Raw genomic sequence first — 17286 nt, 5'->3', positions numbered from 1 at the left:
ATTATAAGAAATATTAAAAGAGAAAATACAACTAATTAGCTGCTATTCCTATCCTTTTCCTCTTTCTTTTCCTCCTAGGATAAAAATTACAAAATACGATTTTACCCTACCCTTTCTCTCTTTTGAATAGCGGGACCAAGCTGAAGATTAAATTCTGTAAATCACAGAGTTAAAGCATGATAATTATCACCTCTTAGGCTGAATAAAAATACTATTTTTCCGCTCTTACAACTAAACCTTAATCCAAATGAAAGTAAAACCTTTGCATTCTTTTCACATTCCAGTGATGGGACTTGCTTACACCATTGATAGTCCGATTCGCGTGGCACAATATGGTCTAGCTTCGACTTTATCTGTAATGGATGATGAGTTGATTGAACGCATGAATAAATTCTATTGTGAGAAATTTGAATTGCCTTATTTCGAGATCACAAAAAAAATCGAAGATTTTAGAGCCAAGCGCATTACTGCTTACCTCAACACGCTGGATACCATTGTAAAAAGAAAATTCGATACGCTCAAGAAAGACTTACTCAAAAGTAAACAAAATGTGGAAGAGTACATCGAAATGTTGCCAACAGTATCAGATATTCGCAAGCAATTGCAAACCTATATCGACGATAAAATTTCAGTCGAAAACCTCAAGAACATCCTTGATACGTACCTAATACCAGGGGATATTGATGTCAATATTATGACCAAAGTCGATCGAGAGCAATTTGACAAAAAAGAGCCACTCCCTTCCATTTTTAATGATGCCCATGCAGCATTACGCGGGTTTAACAACAGTACTTTACATTCTTCTGTTGTTTTATCTGCGGGGATGAACCCTAAACTCTTTAGCTATTTTGAAGAATTTGATGCTTTCTACCCCCAACATGATCAACCCTTAGCGAAGAAAATTATTTTAAAAGTAAGTGACTATCGATCGGCGTTGATTCAAGGGAGTTTTTTAGCAAAAAAGGGACTTTGGGTTTCTGAATATCGCATTGAATCAGGATTAAACTGTGGTGGGCACGCTTTTGCAACTGATGGATTTTTATTGGGAGTGATTCTAGAAGAATTTAAAGATAAACGAGAAGAGCTTATTGTCACTACCCATGAATTAATGGTAAAAGCACTGGCTCAAAAAGGGAAATACATTCCTGAACAACCGTTATCTTTAAAAATAACAGCACAAGGAGGGGTAGGAACAGCAGCTGAACATCAATTCTTACTAGAGCATTATCAGGTCGATTCAGTAGGATGGGGTTCTCCTTTCCTATTAGTACCAGAAGCAACGTCGGTAGACCCTGCAACCCGTCAACTCTTAGCCAATGCCAAGGAAGAAGACTTATACTTGAGTCATGTTTCACCTTTGGGGATTCCCTTCAACAACATCAAGGGAACAACTAATGACGTCTACAAAGCAGATCGCATTGCCAAAAACAAAGCGGGTAGTTCTTGTCCGCGCAAGTATTTAGCGTTAAACAAAACACACGATAACGAGGGAATATGTACGGCTTCTCGCAAGTATCAAACCATCGAAATCGAAGCGCTAAAACAAAAAAAGAGTGAAATGAGTGTAGAAGATTACCAATTCAAATACCAATCCATCACGGAAAAAGCCTGCCTGTGTATTGGTTTAGCGAATGCTTCTTTTCTAGAAAATAACCTGCAAATAAAAGGAGAAGCACAAGGTGTTGTAATCTGTCCTGGTCCCAATATCGCCTATTTTTCCAAGGAGGTTTCACTCAAGCAAATGATGCAGCACATTTATGGTCGAAACAATGTAATCGATGCCACCCATCGTCCACATTTTTTCATCAAGGAACTGCGTATGTATTTGGATCACTTTAAGGAAGAAAAACGTCAAATCAAAGCAGATACCCCTGGCATACAACGTAAAAAATTGGACAAAACAAAGGCCAATTTAGAAGCAGGTATTGATTATTACCACACTTTATTCGAAAACGATCAAACGTATTTCACAGCAACGAAAACGGATATTCTCAACGAATTAACCGAAATAAAAATAGCATTGTCACATGCATAGCCCCCCTAATTAGTTTTTTTGATTGTTATCAGGTTCTCTAAGAAAGAGAACCTGATTTTTTTATAGTCAAAACGCTAAGTTTGAAAATTCTTTTGCTGTCTTCTCAGCATCTCTGACAAAATAGTAGGGAAAAAATCCTTGTTTATATTTTAATTGACTACTCTTTATAAATTCTTGAACGACGGGATTAGAATAGTCTAGAATAATCCAATGTTCATCCAAAAATCCAAATTTGTTATTTCTATAGCCCGTTTTATACTTTTCTAATTCGTTTAATTTATCAACAAGGGCTATTTTGTTTTCATATTTCGACAATTGATTCAATTCTTTAAAAGCAGGTAAACAATGTCCACAAGCTAGAGAAGTAATCGCAACAAAACCATTTATTTTTTTTAAATCGTCCAAAGAATAGGCATTCCCTTTCCCATCATACACCACTTCATTTTCTATTACATATTCATCCCCCTCAGCGCTAACCATGATGATATTATCTGAATGATATCCGAGTTCTTTCACTATTTGTCGTACAATTTCATTGTACTCTGCAGTGCCTTTGGGATATGCTTTTTCAAAGATATCGTCATCCCAATAGGTTAACGCACCAGCCTCATTAAACTTCATCGTCTCCATAAAGTTAATTCGATCTGTCTCATCTAGTAAACTGATCTTAGGCATACGGGATGTTATATAACTTTCTTTCTGGTTTTCTTGCACTTGAAAAGAACACAATAAAAAAGCAAGTATAATTCCCCCTAACAAGAGTATATTTTTTGACGCTAGCCTTCTAATTTTCATCATACCATGTTTTTTAAGTGAAACTCTAAGATACAAAAACATCTTTCTACTAATAATTAACAAAAAAACAGTTCACCTTAAATAAAAAAGATAATACATGATTCATAAACAAGAAAATTACATTATTCAAAGACTAATCACCTATTACTTACTTATATCACACATAAACAATAAATAAACATAAATTATAATTAGTTTTAAAACAAAAAATGCAAATTAACCCTACGTTACTTACCTTTTCTATTTACCTCATTCTCATTTTGGGTGTTGGATTTATTGCTTATGCAAAGACCAAAAACTTCTCGGATTATATCCTAGGAGGTAGGCGTCTAGGTGCATTGGTTACTGCTTTATCTGCTGGTGCTTCGGATATGTCTGGTTGGTTATTACTGGGGCTTCCAGGTAGCATCTATCTCTTTGGATTATCCAAAAGCTGGATTGCCATCGGACTGTTTGTGGGGGCGTATTTCAACTGGAAATTAGTTGCGGGAAGGTTGCGTATACACACAGCATTAAACAATAATGCACTTACCTTACCTGATTTTTTCTTACGTCGATTTGGAAAGGATGGAAAAGGTGTTAAAACGCTAGCTGCTCTCGTCATTCTCGTTTTCTTTACGTTGTACTGTGCATCGGGCATGGTTGCTGGTGCTCAACTTTTTACTGTTATTTTCGAACTTTCATACATCCAAGCCCTGTTACTAAGTGCGTTAGCGACGATTATCTATACATTTATAGGCGGATTCTTAGCCATTAGTTGGTGTGATACGATACAAGCAACACTTATGTTATTTGCACTACTCGTCACTCCAATCATGCTTCTTTTATCTTTAGGCGATTGGGACTTTGCTTTAGAACAAATCCACATTGCCAGCGCATGGCAGGACGTTGCCTATTCCAATCTCGTTCACAATATTAGTTTTGTATCCATTCTCAGTGCAGCTGCTTGGGGATTAGGTTATTTTGGACAACCTCACATCTTGGCTCGTTTTATGGCAGCTGAAAATGTAAAAACCATGAAAAAGGCACGTCGTATTAGTATGACATGGATGTTTCTTTGTCTAGCTGGCGCCATCCTCATTGGTTATTTAGGTATTGGTTATTTTCAATGGTTTCCTGAGCAAGCCACTGTTGTCAACAAAAACAGTGAACTTATTTTCATTGCCTTACTAAACAACCTATTTAATCCTTGGATGATTGGTCTATTGTTATCCGCAATATTAGCGGCTGTGATGAGTACACTAAGTGCCCAACTTTTGATGGCGTCCAGTACCTTAACCCAAGATTTTTACCATTCTTTTTTTAGACGTCATGCCCACCAACGAGAACTCGTTTGGATCAGCCGCCTAGGAGTATTGCTGATTTCGCTTATTGCCATGGGAATTGCAACAGACGAAAATAGTAGCATACTCGCCTTGGTTGCTCATGCATGGGCAGGTTTTGGAGCTGCTTTTGGCCCCTTGATTCTCTTTGCCTTGTTTTGGAAAAAAACAACGGGAAAAGGAGCTTTAACAGGTATTTTTGTTGGAGGCTTAACCGTTATATGTTGGCCGACTTTTCAGGACATCGTTCTACAGGGTGTAGTTTTTGGTTACCATGAACCGTTATATGAGATTATTCCTGGATTTATCTTAAGTGCCTTGAGTATTTATCTCGTCTCTAGCTTTGGACCACCAGCTTCTAGGGTATTACAAGCAAATTTTGATTCAGCCAATACGATCTATCACAATGAAAAATAAAAACCCTTCTTTTTTAATTCGTGCTTATTTAACGAGGTCTACTTGAGGTTTTACAAAACCGATCAATCCTTGGCGATTGCAATTTTTACTTTTTTATTTTTCAATTTTGTATCCTTCAACTTTAGCAACAGCGGTTTAATATTTGCTGTTTTTATAGCTACAAAAGACTGGTTATCACGCACCTCAATCAAACCGATATCCTCTTTTTGAAGTCCACCCATTTTAATCAAATACCCTACAATATCTACTTTATTTACCTTGTCTTTTTTACCTACACTAATGTATAGCGTTTTAAAATCTGTTGCATTGTCTATCGTATAGTTTCCTTTCAGTGGTTCAAGGGGCATATTGGAATCTATAAAACTATATTCTTCTTCATTAGTCACCATAACATAGGCCTTTCCGGCTGCTTTCATTCGTGCAGTACGTCCGTTTCGATGAATAAAAGCGTCTTCTTTTTCTGGAATCTGATAGTGAATCACATGACCAATTTCTGGAATATCCAAGCCCCTAGCAGCTAAATCGGTTGCAATCAAGATATGACAGCTCTTATTTCTAAACTTCATCAACGCGCGTTCGCGATCCTCTTGCAAGAGTCCACCGTGAAAAGCACCATTTGCTACTCCTTTTTTTGTGAGGGTCTCACTAATTCGCGCCACAGCCTCTCGATGATTACAGAAAATTAAAATAGTATCCTTGCCAATTTTGCCAATTAACTGAATAACAGCCTCCAATTTTTCTTCCGCAGAACAAACCACTTTACTAAAAGTTAATTGGGGTTGTACAGCTTCCGCTTGTAAAAATTTAAGTATCGTGGGATTTTCAACTCCAGTAAATTCTGGGATTTTCTTCAATGCAGTCGCTGAAGTTAGCAGACGAAATTTTAGCTGATCAAAAGACTGAATAATATACTCCATATCGTCTTGAAACCCCATTTCTAGCGCCTTGTCGAATTCATCAATCACATAGCTGTGTACATGGGCTGTATCAAAAGAATTTTCTTCAATATGAAAAGCCACACGCCCTGGCGTTCCCACGAGAACAGCAGGTGGAGACGAGAGATTATTCAATTCAATACGCGTAGAATGTCCGCCATAACAAGCATTGATTTTAAAAGCAGTTCCCATCTTCTTAAAAACCGTTTCAATCTGTAGAGCCAATTCACGTGTAGGTACGAGAATAACAGCTTGAACTCCTTTTACAGCAGGATTTAGTCGTTGAACGATCGGCAACAAAAAAGCCAAGGTTTTACCAGATCCTGTTGGAGATAATAAAACAAGGTTTGTTTTTGTCTGTGCAGTTTGAAGCGTTTGAAGTTGCATCTCATTTAAGGATGTAATCTCCATTTTTTTAAGGATAGTTGCTTGATTCATGGGACAAAGGTAGTTGATTTGAATGAAAAGAAATGGAATTAAAAACAAATCCCAATCTAAAATAAGTTTGAATCAATCCCAACATAGATTTCTTTTTATTAAAAAATAAACATCATAAAGTCTTATTACTTATCAATATCACATAAAAACTTCAATTAAAAGTTATTTTAATATAATTTTGAATTCAAGTTAAACCCCTGTTTCAAGTATTATACATTTTATTTAATTTAAATTTTAAAAAATTATGCGCAAGACAATTTACAAGGTCTTAATCATGTCATTAGTTCTATTAACTTACAGTTGTCAAAAAGAAGAAACCAAGGAGTTGGTTTCAAAAAAAGAAGCACAAGGTCTAACTTCACAGCAGTATCAAGCTGATGCTAAAGTTTTACAGGAATTTGTTCGCATTGACAAAGTTAATAACCGATACTATTTGGATTTAGAAACAAAAGATCAACAGACAGCCACTATTTCTAAAAAGGTAGTGGAACAATTCCAACAAATTTCTGCGGCCCATAAAAAGAAATTTGTCGATGGGTTAGAAGAATTAAATACTTTCATCCGTGAGCAAACCAAAAATCAAGCAGACTATGTTGTCATGGAAACGAGTCGTGATTCGTATACCCAAGAACTTAGTGACTCATTGAATTTAACTCCGATAAAGGAAGTTGATGAACATACAGGTTCTGGGTACTATATTTCTCTTGGTAGTATAAATTTTACTAGGCAAGATCAGTACTCAAAGCCTTTTGAAACATATGGTAAGGATAAAGTGATTACGATGGTTGCTGTAAACTCTAGTAACCGAACCAATAATGTAGCGGCTGTTTTAACTTGTGATACAGGAACCTCAATACAGAATGGAAGAACGACAACTAAAGTTGTTGTAACCTCACCCAAATCTACCATCTCACAGACCTTTAATTGGAAAAACAACCAAACTGGAGAAAGAGTATATTGGAAATTCCGTGGTCTTAAAAAAAGTCGTCCTGATATAAACGCAATTGCGCTTGTTTATAATGGTCAAATTGATCCTAATGATCCTACAACAATACCTGCACCGTAATTAGAGTAAATCTATTCTACCTGCAGTACGTTTAGGGCAGCTTTAACAGGTTGCCCTTTTTTTTGTTACTAAAAGTTTTGCTCCTGATCCCTTTTTTTACATAGTCCCCAAGTTTTGCTCCTGATCCCAACTTTTGCTCCTGATCCCTAAAAGGGAGCATACTAGACTGGAAACCATAAAAAAAGCCTCTTCGAAAGAAGAGGCTTTAGTGCGGGTGATAGGACTCGAACCTACACACCTTGCGGCACCAGATCCTAAGTCTGGCGTGTCTACCAATTTCACCACACCCGCAGGTGGCTTCGAACGGCTGTGCACTTGTGTTTACTTGTGTACTGTTGTTCTTTTAAGACGTTGCAAATATACAACCTGTTTTTTAATCTGCAAGAAAAAAATAATTTTTTTTTATTCTTATGTTTGTAAGGAATAATATAACTGTATCTATACATACTATGAAAGATTCAAAACAATTTGTTCAAGAAAACAAGCAACGTCTTATAGATGAGTTAATTGAACTACTTAAAAAGCCTTCTATCAGCGCGGATAGTGCATACTCACAGGATGTCATCAACACAGCTGAAGCGGTAAAAGAAAATTTAATAAAAGCAGGTTGCGACAATGTAGAATTGTGCGAAACTCCAGGATATCCTATTGTTTATGGAGAAAAAATCATCGATCCTGCTCTTCCAACGGTTTTGGTTTACGGTCACTATGACGTACAACCCGCAGACCCAATCGAACTTTGGACGTCTCCTCCGTTTGAACCCGTGATTAAAACGACACCGATTCACCCTGAAGGAGCAATCTTTGCTCGTGGGGCATGTGATGACAAAGGACAAATGTTCATGCATGTGAAGGCGGTTGAATATATGATTGCAACCAATACCCTCCCTTGTAACGTGAAATTCATGATTGAAGGGGAAGAAGAAGTTGGATCAGTAAGTTTGGGGTGGTTTGTAAAAAGAAACCACGACAAATTAAAGAACGATGTTATTCTAATTTCTGACACGGGCATGATTTCAAATCAACAACCATCGATCACAACAGGATTGAGAGGATTAAGCTATGTTGAAGTTGAAGTTACAGGACCAAACAGAGATTTACACTCTGGTTTATACGGTGGAGCGGTTGCAAACCCAATAAACGTATTAACTAAGATGATTGCTTCCTTACACGATGAAAACAATCACATCACAATTCCAGGATTCTACGACAAAGTAGAAGAGCTTTCACGCGAAGAAAGAGACGAAATGGCTAAACGCCCATTCTCTTTAGACGACTACAAAAAAGCCTTGGACATTGACGAAGTATACGGAGAAGCAGGATACACAACAAATGAACGCAATTCAATTCGTCCTACCTTGGATGTAAATGGAATTTGGGGAGGTTATACAGGAGAAGGAGCTAAAACAGTAATTGCTAGCAAAGCTTTTGCTAAAATTTCAATGCGTTTAGTACCGAATCAAGACTGGGAAGAAATCACGAATCTATTCAAAACACACTTTGAAAGCATTGCTCCAGCAGGTGTAAAAGTAGAAGTCAAACCTCATCACGGTGGACAAGGGTATGTAACACCAATCGACTCTATTGGCTATCAAGCGGCTGCCAAAGCGTATGAAGATACTTTTGGTGTAACGCCAATTCCGGTACGTTCAGGAGGAAGTATTCCAATTGTTGCTTTGTTTGAAGAAGAATTAGGATCTAAATCAATCATGATGGGATTCGGATTGGATTCAGATGCAATTCACTCACCAAATGAGCACTTTGGTGTATTCAACTACTTAAAGGGAATTGAAACGATTCCGTTGTTCTACAAATACTATATGGAACTAACAAAATAAAATAAACAAAAAAGCGAGTACCTCAGGTTACTCGCTTTTTTTATGTTTGTTTTTTTCTTCAATCCAAAGCGCCATGTATTTCGTGCTTTGCGCGCTATGATGTTTAAAGACTTCCAATAAAAAGTTCTCTTTTCGATGGTCTTCTATCGCAGCATCTAGTTCTACTATTCTTGCTTTAAACGCTTGTATATAAGAAGTTTTATTGTACTTCTGCTCAAGTAAAGTAATTCCTTTTTGCTGTTTTTCCTTCCAAACAACTTCGTTTTGGTATAATTGAATGCCTCTTTCAACCAATTGATCTACTTCATCTGCCACAAAACCAGGCCACTCCTCTTCTACTGCCATGGCTTCCATCCCAACTGAGGTAGTTACATTAGGGGTTCCAACGCGTATCCCATCAATAAACTTTCCTTTTATTCCTGCGCCAAAAGCAATAGGCGCTAGTAATACTCTTGCTTGGCCAATAACGGATAAAGCATCTTCTGCTCTACCGTGTACCCAAAAGTTCTCCTTTGGTTGATGCAATTGCATCACTTTAGCAGAAGGATAGGCTCCGTAAATATGCATATTGACTTGGGGTAGCTGTTTTCGAATCAACGGCCAAATCTCTGTTTTTAAACGCAACACAGTATGCCAATTGGGCTCGTGAATAAAGTTACCAATAAAAACAAACCCCTCTCTTTGGTCAAAAGCCAACCAGTTACTTTGCTCTTCTTGGGAAATTTCAGCTTCTAGAAAAGGAAGTACCCATAACACCTTTGGAGGTAGTCGAAAATGCTCCACCAACAACTGGTACTCTACAGGAGAAATTAGGAGGGTTAAATCACATCGCATTATACTAGCCAATTCGCGTTTAGTTCGATCGCTATACCAATAATCTTCTATAGTGCCAACTCTTTTTTTTATTAATTCTTGACGTGCATAACGCAAAAAGTGTAGATCTTCGGTGTCAAGTATGGTTCGGGCATTAGGACATTGTGCGCTAACCCGCCATCCGAATTGCTCTTCCATCATAAATCGATCATACATCACCCAATCAGGTTGTAAATCAGCTAGTACATGATCTGTGCGCTCCTCATTGAGGTAAATCGCTACTTCTGTTACGCCAAAAGGCGTCAAATCATCACTATAAGGTGTTTGCTGTGCAGGAGATCCAAAGTAAATCTCCAATTCCCACAATTGAAAAACAGCCAATAATTGCAACATGCGCTTACCTGCAGCAGAGGATCGAGATTCAGGCCATACCTGACCAATAACCAGTATTTTTTTTCCTTTTAACGAATGCTCCATCCTACAAAAGTACAGCTTCTAAAGCAGTATCACACCTAAATTTTTAATCTCTATTATATTTAGTATTTTTGCTCAAAACGAAAAGGAATTATGTTAGGACTAAAACTTTTAACCGATCCAAGATGGGCTAATATTGCGGAATCAAATCTTGAAGAAATCTTGACTGATCACTGCTGGTGTGAACAAAAAGCAGCAACCAACGCTATTACACTAATCACATACAACTCGGAATACGAAGACCTTGTAACCGAATTGACGGATATCGCCATTGAAGAGATGGAACACTTCAAAATGGTACACGACATCATCAAAGAACGTGGCTATACTTTAGGACGTGAGCGCAAGGATGATTACGTCAATCAACTCGTTAAGTTTTGTAAAAAAGACGGTAGTCGAAATGATGCCTTTATTGATCGCTTGTTATTTGCTGCCATGATTGAAGCAAGAAGTTGTGAGCGTTTTCGCGTACTATCTCAAAATATTAAGGATGAAGAACTTGCTAAGTTTTACTATGATTTAATGGTTTCTGAAGCCAATCACTATACGACATTCTTGAAGTTTGCACGCAAATATACCGAACGTGTTGACGTAGACAAACGCTGGAAAGAATGGCTTGAATTTGAAGGTAATTTAATTCAAAGCTACGGAACAAAAGAACATATCCACGGATAGAATTAAAAAAGGGCGTATGCCCTTTTTTAGTTTACAGTGTACGGTTTACGGCACGCTGTGAACCGTTAACCCATTACTTTCTTCAACAGTTTACGCGCCTTACTCTGATAGGCTGGGGTTTTGGCTGTAAATCTCACTTCGATTAATTCAGCAATCAATTTGGCTTGTGTGGGAAATTTCTCACACAACAACAAGATCACCTGCATAGCATTGGCCTCTGTCGCTACTTTGGTTTCCGTAGTTAACCACAGCAAACTTTGATCAACCAATTGTTCTTCTTGCTGAACAGTCAGTAGATGTCCACGCTTTTCCAACAATAAAACAGCCATTTTACTCGTCAAGCGCTTCACACTCTCATCCGTTACTCGAGGCAAATTTTCAATAAAAAAAACAATATAATCATCTAATAAGCAAGGATTCTCTTGAACCATATCGTCCAAAATAATACTCGCTAGTACCTTTACTTTACTCGTGGGATCAAACGTAAATTCAACTAAAGTTAAAATTGAATTCGGTTGTTTTTCGATGTCTTCTCGTACTTTTTTTCTGCTTGCTAAACTTGTATTTCCTTGGGATAAAATCTTTTCAATCATAGTATACATTGCTTATACAGCTCAATATAAAGGTCTTGTGCTTGTAAATATACTCCGTTTTTTTACTATTTTTAAAAATAACAGTTGTTTTTTCAATTTCTTATTCTATATTTGTAGAACAACATCTACATTAATAGAAATGAAAGCGATTCCCCTACTTTTAATTTTACTTTTTTTACAGAGTTGCACCATCAATCAAACAGTCAATGGGGAGAAGGTAGGGCGTTGGGTCTATAAAACAACTGTAGATCAAAAAAACAGGGAGGTTGTTCGAGGGCGTTATGACAACCGTGGTTTCCAAAAAGGAACCTGGCATTATCGCTACAAGGGGAAACTATACAAGAAAGAACAGTTTAAAGACACTATTGCTTATACTACCTATTACCATCCCAATGGAAAAATAGCGAAAAGAGGACAAACACGATTGCGATCTACTCCTTCAGGTTTACACTTTTTTTACTTTGGTTCTTGGTTTATTTACGACACGAAAGAACAGTTAACCACTGTAAGACATTATGAATTTGGCGAATTAAAACACGAAACAAACATACAACGATGATAAAATTACCGCAAACAGAAGAACAGTTGATGGAGTATATTTGGGATTTGAAGCAGGCCTTTGCTAAGGATTTGTTGGACAAATACCCTGATCCAAAACCTGCACAGACCACCTTAGCCACGTTGTTAAAACGACTGACTGAGAAAGCATTTATTACCTATGAAACCTATGGTAATTCTAGAGCCTATACCCCTTTAGTCAAAAAAGAGGATTATTTCGAGACGCATTTAAACACCCTCGTAGAGCAACATTTTAACAACTCTGCTTTCTCTTTCGCTTCATTCTTTACCCAAAAAAGCAAAATGAGCAAAAAAGAATTGGAAGCGCTTAAAAAAATTGTAGAAGACCAACTAAAAGACTAACACTATGCTACTATACCTCATCCAAACCACACTCTTATTGCTTTTGACTCTGGGCATATATAAACTGTTTCTCGAACAGACCAAAATACACGAGTTCAAACGTTACTATCTCCTTGCTGCTTTGGGATTTGCCTTTGCTATGCCCTTGATAAAGATCCCCTCTACAGGAGCATTGACAGTTGCTAATAGCAAATTACAAGAACTAAATGAAGTAATTATTTCTCCTGTAACCCCGCCAACGGGGGTTGACACTTCGTCAGTACTAACTGGATCAACGATTTTACTCCTGCTCTATGTCCTTGGAGTTATCGTTATGTTAATTCGCTTTTTTACTGCCCTATACCAGTATAAAAAAATAGAAAAGCAAGGCAGTGTTATCTACAATCGCGGACAACGCTTTGTTCTATTACCCCACATGGATGTAGCTTTTACTTTTCGAAGTACCATTTACCTTCCCCTTCACATTCCTATTGACTGGGACAATAAAATTCTATTGCATGAATACAACCATGTGAAACAACATCATTCACGAGACATTTTATTCATTGAACTATTAAAAATAGTGTTTTGGTTTCAGCCTTTGTTGTATTGGTACAAACAGCACATCGCCTTAAATCACGAGTTTTTAGCGGATGATACCCTAAATACATCAAAAGAGGAAACCCAAGCTTATTTACAATTACTATTAACACAAACCTATCAACACAATGAACAACCGTTGAGTAGTTCATTCAACTTTAACCTAACTAAAAAACGTTTTATTATGCTAACAAAAGTAAACAAACCGTTACACAATACACTAGCTGTATTGGGTACCTTCGCTTTAGTATGTATGCTAGGCGCAACAACTGTACTTGCAAAAGATCTCAAAAAACAAACAACAGCGTCAGCCCAAACGGAAAAAGCAAAGCAAGTATCGAATTCAGATAAAGTTCACATTGCCGTTTCTAAACCAGCCAAATACCCCGGTGGTATGGAAGAATTTAACCGAGATTTTATTTCCAACTTTAAACTACCTGAGATAGATGGTAACTCCGCTCGCGTTATTCTTCAATTCATTGTTGAAAAAGATGGGAGTTTACACGACGTTAAAGTTGTGAGAGATCCTGGTTTTGGTATAGGGGAAGCAGCTATAGAAGCTCTATCCAAAACGAAACAATGGATTCCTGCTGAAGACCATGATCAAATAGTACGCAGTCAATTTACTTTGCCTATCACTATTGCGGCAACTCCACCAGCTAAAAACAGCTAATCAAATAAAACAACATGAAAATCATTTATTCATTATCTATTATTTTCCTCTTGACATTGCTAGGTACTCCGTCACAAGGACATGCACAACAGCCTCCATCGATGTTTGAAGATTACAACCAATTTTTAGAGGTAAAATTCTATGATGCATCGCCTTATGTCACAATTAGACAAGTCGATTCATCCTTGACTGGAGCGGCAGCAATCAACGGACAACCGAGTTTTTGGGATTTTTTGATTATCAATCATTCAGCGCGTTTAGATTATGATGCCTTAGCTCAAATCAACGACACAATCGCCGTAAGTCAAAACGTAATCGAGCACCTCGAATCTGATGCTACTTTTGCCCCTTTAGTAAAAAACTACCGAGCGAAAGTTGTAGATCATACCCAAGCCAAAGACACCGTTCACTTAGACAAAATTCTCAACGTAGCAGTTAAGTTTTTCAATCTCACCGGAGTCAATGCCGCAGGAGCTTATAGTGGACGAATTTGCGTGGGAATCAACCCTTTAAAAAACACAGAAAAAACGCGTTCACCCTATTTAGAAGCTTTTGCTTTTGATGCTATTATCAATAACTTAAACAGCGAAACCTATCCTTTTTACAACTATTATATTAAATCGATACAAAAGATTTACAAGTTAAACTTAGGAACAAACGACCAAGATCAATTGCTTCGTGCACAAGGAGCCTTATTCATCCAGATGCTGGATTCAACTGATCTGCAGCAATTGCTAAAAGATGAATACGAACGCAAGAAAGAGATTTTGCCTTTCATTTTACGAGCAAGTTAAAAAATAAAAAAGAGCGATTATGCTCTTTTTTATTTTTTATATAAATCTAACTAGTATTCAATCAACAAGTTAATTTTAATCTAAACTCTCTTTTACCTTTTTCGTCAAACTTGTGTAAACGAGTTCATACGAATGATCGATCAATGCTTTCAACAACGTCCATTGTACAGCTCCACCAAGGTGTATACTGTTCCAATGTTTTTTACTCATGTGATATCCTGGAACAATTTCGCTGTAATCTGCGCGAAGCTCTTCCGCCTTTTCAGGATCACATTTTAAATTGACAAAGCAATTGCCCTGCTCCCATTTAGTCAAATTGAGGAGCAGATAAATCTTTCCTCCTACTTTAAATGTCAGTGTTTCCTCATCAAAGGGAAAATCTTCTGTGGTGCCTTTTTTGTTCAGACAATAGTCGTAAATAACATGTACATCCATGGTATGACGTTAAAGAATTTGATATAAAATTGGCTTGCTAGGCGAGGCATCATTTACAAAAGAGGCAATCTGTATATTCAGGAGATAAAAACCATCGTGTACCCAATCTGGCACATAGATCATCTCGGTAATCGTTGCATCAAATTGCGCGTCTTCGTTGACTTTTTTAATGTCTGTTACATTCCAAAACGCTTTGTGTGCCAGGAGCTTTCCTTCGTCCTTTTCTTTGTCCACACTAGGAAGATCGATCAACAGATGCTTGATTCCTTGTTCGCGTAAAAATAAGGCAGCGGCGGCATCCAAATATGGTGGATTGGTGTGGGAATACTTGCTGTGTTTCTTCGCTGTTGCATTGGGCAAGGTACGAATGACAATTGCTGTTTGTTGTTGGTTGATCCACAGCGCGTGCAACTGTTCTACTGTTATCACGGCATCGCCATTAGCTTGTCTTTGAGGTTCAATTGTAAGAAGCTGAGCATAAAAAACAAAGGTTTTTAACGTGTCGTTAATGCTGTAAAAATCGCGGGTAATATGACCCAGACATTCCGTATGCGTACCGTGCCCGTGAGGATTAAAAGCAATGGTATTAAAATTAGTTGACGATTGTCCCTCGCTGACTTTTCCTATCCAATCCCCCATGCGAACAGGCTCAATAGACGGTTTGTCTAAATACCATGCAATGGGATTTTCATCGGTATTCGTTAGTGGAATAGAGATATCAATAGGCTGTGCAAAATCAACCGTATGGGTTTGATTGAGAATAGATAGGGTTGCTTTCAAGGTTTTATTTCAAATCTAACCAAAATAAATCAGATGCAATACCATCACTTAAAAATTTTCCTTTATCCGTTATGGTTAAAATTCCATCCTGTTCGTTCATTAATCCCTCAGCGATAAAAGAGGCTGATTCTTGGATTAAATAGCGGTGATACTCCGATCCAAATTCCCGTAACACACGATCCAACTCAACGCCCCAAATCGTGCGCAATCCCGTCATAATATATTCATTATAGCGATCCGAAAGGGAAAGTTCTTCAATCTCTGAAGGCAATTCTCCAGCTTCAATAGCTTTGATATACAGCGGATTATTAGCAATATTCCAACTGCGGTATTGGCCGTCGAAACTATGGGCAGAAGGTCCTATGCCCAAGTATTTTTTGCCTAGCCAATAAGCAGAGTTATTTTTAGAATAATACCCTGGTTTAGCAAAATTAGACAATTCATAATGGATGTAACCTTCTTGTTTTAATTTAGCGATCAACAACATAAAATGCGCATGGGCTACTTCTTCCTTCGGGCTGGGAACAACGCCTTTCTGAATGAGTTTATTCAAGGCGGTGCGTTCCTCTACTGTTAAGGCATAACACGAAATATGAGGGATTCCCAAATCTAAAATACGCTGTATGTTTTCTAACCAACGTGCATTGGATAAATTGGGAATACCATAAATCAAATCGATGGAAATATTATCAAAATACTGAATAGCTTCTTGTAAACACGTCACAGCCTCCTGTGCATTATGTGCGCGGTTCATCATTTTGAGATCTTCTTCACCAAAGGATTGGATGCCAATACTCAATCGATTGACTTTGGATTGTGCTAACCGCTGTATAGTCACAGTATCTAAATCATCGGGATTCGCTTCTAACGTAATTTCAGGTTGATGAACCACAACAAACAACTCATACACCTTATCAATCAGTGCATTAATTTCATCCACTTCGAGAATACTCGGCGTTCCTCCACCAAAGTAAATGGTTTCAATTGTTTCATTCCTTAGCTCTTCCTTACGCAAGGTTAGCTCTGTTTTGAGCGCCTCTAGCATGTCCTCTTTTTTCTTCAAAGAGGTTGAAAAGTGAAAATCACAGTAATGACAAGCTTGTTTGCAAAAGGGAATGTGAATGTAAATACCTGCCATTATTTCTTTACTCGATCTTGATTCTGTTTTACAAAAGCATCCCAACCGCTATAGGATTTACCAACAACCGTTTTCCCTGAATTAAAAAAGTGGCACACAGCTGCTGCCAATCCATCGGTACTGTCTAAGTTTTTGGGCAACTCTTTCAATCCCAACAATTGCTGGAGCATTTTGGCTACTTGTTCTTTACTTGCATTTCCATTACCTGTAATAGCCATTTTGATCTTCTTCGGTTCATATTCTGTAATGGGAATACCGCGCGAAAGTCCAGCTGCCATGGCAACACCTTGGGCGCGCCCTAGCTTTAGCATCGACTGTACATTTTTTCCAAAAAAGGGTGCTTCAATAGCAATTTCATCAGGACAATGGGTTTCAATTAACTCCATGGTACGCTCAAAAATTCGACGCAATTTAGTATAGTGATCGTCATACTTATTCAACTGTAATTCATTCAATTGAATAAATTCCATTTGCTTATTTACCACGCGAATAAGTCCAAACCCCATAATGGTAGTTCCTGGATCAATACCTAATATAATTCTATCTAGTGTCAAATTCTCTTTTT

17 protein-coding genes and 1 tRNA gene are annotated in these 17286 nt (G+C 37.7%); 9 read left to right on the top strand and 9 right to left on the bottom strand.

The features are described from left to right. Positions 1–247: 247 nt before the first annotated feature. Positions 248–2035, top strand: coding sequence for a hypothetical protein (locus ACPDHL_RS03770; RefSeq protein WP_430531467.1), 1788 nt, complete (start codon positions 248–250; stop codon positions 2033–2035). A 66-nt stretch (positions 2036–2101) separates the two neighbouring features. Here ACPDHL_RS03770 and ACPDHL_RS03765 read toward each other — a convergent pair whose 3' ends face one another. Next, positions 2102–2833 (bottom strand): hypothetical protein, encoded by a 732-nt coding sequence (locus tag ACPDHL_RS03765; protein WP_430531466.1) that lies wholly within the window; start codon positions 2831–2833, stop codon positions 2102–2104. 206 nt (positions 2834–3039) lie between these two features. On the opposite strand from ACPDHL_RS03765, the gene putP reads away from it, so the two are divergent. Beyond that, positions 3040–4569 (top strand): sodium/proline symporter PutP, encoded by a 1530-nt coding sequence (gene putP, locus ACPDHL_RS03760; protein ID WP_430531465.1) that lies wholly within the window; start codon positions 3040–3042, stop codon positions 4567–4569. A 62-nt stretch (positions 4570–4631) separates the two neighbouring features. Here putP and ACPDHL_RS03755 read toward each other — a convergent pair whose 3' ends face one another. Continuing rightward, on the bottom strand, positions 4632–5942 hold the full coding sequence (locus ACPDHL_RS03755; RefSeq protein WP_430531464.1) for a DEAD/DEAH box helicase: 1311 nt from the start codon (positions 5940–5942) through the stop codon (positions 4632–4634). A gap of 244 nt (positions 5943–6186) precedes the next feature. On the opposite strand from ACPDHL_RS03755, the gene ACPDHL_RS03750 reads away from it, so the two are divergent. After that, entirely contained in the window at positions 6187–7008 is an 822-nt protein-coding gene (locus ACPDHL_RS03750) for a hypothetical protein (protein WP_430531463.1), read from the top strand. Between the two features lie 209 nt (positions 7009–7217). Here ACPDHL_RS03750 and ACPDHL_RS03745 read toward each other — a convergent pair. Beyond that, positions 7218–7299, bottom strand: a tRNA-Leu gene (locus tag ACPDHL_RS03745). Positions 7300–7457: 158 nt separating this feature from the next. Here ACPDHL_RS03745 and ACPDHL_RS03740 point away from each other — a divergent pair. Continuing rightward, entirely contained in the window at positions 7458–8846 is a 1389-nt protein-coding gene (locus tag ACPDHL_RS03740; protein WP_430531462.1) for a dipeptidase, read from the top strand. Positions 8847–8873: 27 nt separating this feature from the next. Here ACPDHL_RS03740 and ACPDHL_RS03735 read toward each other — a convergent pair whose 3' ends face one another. Beyond that, positions 8874–10136 (bottom strand): glycosyltransferase, encoded by a 1263-nt coding sequence (locus tag ACPDHL_RS03735; protein ID WP_430531461.1) that lies wholly within the window; start codon positions 10134–10136, stop codon positions 8874–8876. A 90-nt stretch (positions 10137–10226) separates the two neighbouring features. Here ACPDHL_RS03735 and ACPDHL_RS03730 point away from each other — a divergent pair, with 90 nt between their 5' ends. Then, positions 10227–10808, top strand: a complete 582-nt coding sequence (locus ACPDHL_RS03730; RefSeq protein WP_430531460.1) for a tRNA-(ms[2]io[6]A)-hydroxylase — start codon at positions 10227–10229, stop codon at positions 10806–10808. A 65-nt stretch (positions 10809–10873) separates the two neighbouring features. Here the strand turns inward: ACPDHL_RS03730 and ACPDHL_RS03725 are convergent, their stop codons facing one another. Continuing rightward, positions 10874–11401 carry a hypothetical protein gene (locus ACPDHL_RS03725; RefSeq protein ID WP_430531459.1) on the bottom strand — a complete coding sequence of 176 codons (528 nt, stop codon included), beginning with the start codon at positions 11399–11401 and terminating at the stop codon, positions 10874–10876. A gap of 139 nt (positions 11402–11540) precedes the next feature. On the opposite strand from ACPDHL_RS03725, the gene ACPDHL_RS03720 reads away from it, so the two are divergent. From ACPDHL_RS03720 to ACPDHL_RS03705, 4 genes are read left to right on the top strand one after another with little or no spacing between them, the layout of a single operon-like run. Further along, a complete protein-coding gene (locus tag ACPDHL_RS03720; protein ID WP_430531458.1) occupies positions 11541–11960 on the top strand; it encodes a hypothetical protein in 420 nt (139 codons plus the stop codon). Beyond that, positions 11957–12322, top strand: a complete 366-nt coding sequence (locus tag ACPDHL_RS03715; protein ID WP_430531457.1) for a BlaI/MecI/CopY family transcriptional regulator — start codon at positions 11957–11959, stop codon at positions 12320–12322. Before ACPDHL_RS03720 ends, ACPDHL_RS03715 begins: the two co-directional genes overlap by 4 nt. 4 nt (positions 12323–12326) lie before the next feature. Further along, positions 12327–13574, top strand: coding sequence for a M56 family metallopeptidase (locus ACPDHL_RS03710; protein WP_430531456.1), 1248 nt, complete (start codon positions 12327–12329; stop codon positions 13572–13574). Positions 13575–13588: 14 nt separating this feature from the next. Continuing rightward, a complete protein-coding gene (locus ACPDHL_RS03705) occupies positions 13589–14368 on the top strand; it encodes a hypothetical protein (RefSeq protein WP_430531455.1) in 780 nt (259 codons plus the stop codon). A 75-nt stretch (positions 14369–14443) separates the two neighbouring features. Here the strand turns inward: ACPDHL_RS03705 and ACPDHL_RS03700 are convergent, their stop codons facing one another. The 4 genes from ACPDHL_RS03700 to ruvC are packed head-to-tail and all read right to left on the bottom strand — an operon-like array spanning position 14444 to position 17275. Continuing rightward, positions 14444–14803, bottom strand: coding sequence for an MmcQ/YjbR family DNA-binding protein (locus tag ACPDHL_RS03700; RefSeq protein WP_430531454.1), 360 nt, complete (start codon positions 14801–14803; stop codon positions 14444–14446). A gap of 9 nt (positions 14804–14812) precedes the next feature. Then, a complete protein-coding gene (locus ACPDHL_RS03695) occupies positions 14813–15583 on the bottom strand; it encodes a cyclase family protein (protein ID WP_430531453.1) in 771 nt (256 codons plus the stop codon). Positions 15584–15587: 4 nt separating this feature from the next. Next, the gene (gene hemW, locus ACPDHL_RS03690) at positions 15588–16721 is read right to left on the bottom strand and encodes a radical SAM family heme chaperone HemW (RefSeq protein WP_430531452.1); all 1134 of its coding nucleotides are present in this window, start codon (positions 16719–16721) and stop codon (positions 15588–15590) included. Then, positions 16721–17275, bottom strand: a complete 555-nt coding sequence (gene ruvC / locus ACPDHL_RS03685; RefSeq protein ID WP_430531547.1) for a crossover junction endodeoxyribonuclease RuvC — start codon at positions 17273–17275, stop codon at positions 16721–16723. Before ruvC ends, hemW begins: the two co-directional genes overlap by 1 nt. Positions 17276–17286: the final 11 nt, after the last annotated feature.

This window comes from Myroides sp. C15-4 (genome assembly GCF_050522745.1).
Lineage (GTDB): Bacteria > Bacteroidota > Bacteroidia > Flavobacteriales > Flavobacteriaceae > Flavobacterium.
The sequence above is the reverse complement of the archived record's forward strand: the minus strand, read 5'-3'. Positions and strand labels throughout refer to the sequence as shown.